Origin of the sequence: Cohnella baijiui (genome assembly GCF_020731285.1) — a bacterium.
Taxonomy (GTDB): domain Bacteria; phylum Bacillota; class Bacilli; order Paenibacillales; family Paenibacillaceae; genus Cohnella.
Genome location: NZ_JAJFOW010000136.1, coordinates 1 through 386, shown reverse-complemented (window position 1 = coordinate 386; position 386 = coordinate 1). Strand labels below are relative to the sequence as shown.

Here is a 386-nt window from a genome sequence, read left to right as displayed (position 1 = left end):
CCATTCAACAGGAGACGCAGGCTGCTGTTCAATCTATGCACCAGGGTACAAAGGAGGTCGCCGCAGGTATTGCAGTCGTAGGAGCAGCCGGAGAATTGTTCACAAGGATTCAAGGGTCGATTGCTGAAGCGGCAGCCGAATTCGAAACGGTATCTTCTGCTGTGGAGCAGGTATCTGGCGGTACGCAGGAGATTGCGGCCACAATGGATATGATTGCTCGTATAACGGATACCAATTCGGCAGATATTCAAACTGTATTTGCAGCGACAGAAGAGCAGATGGCCTTCATGCAGGAAATCTCATCATCTTCTGCGATGCTCTCCCGTATGGCAGATGAACTGCATGATATTATTCGTCGATTCTCCATATAACAATCAGAATAGAAG

At 48.4% G+C, this 386-nt stretch carries 1 pseudogene; it reads left to right on the top strand.

Going from position 1 to position 386, the window contains the following annotated elements:
- Window positions 1-371: pseudogene (locus tag LKX83_RS32000) on the top strand (methyl-accepting chemotaxis protein); the annotation flags it as partial.
- Window positions 372-386: the final 15 nt, after the last annotated feature.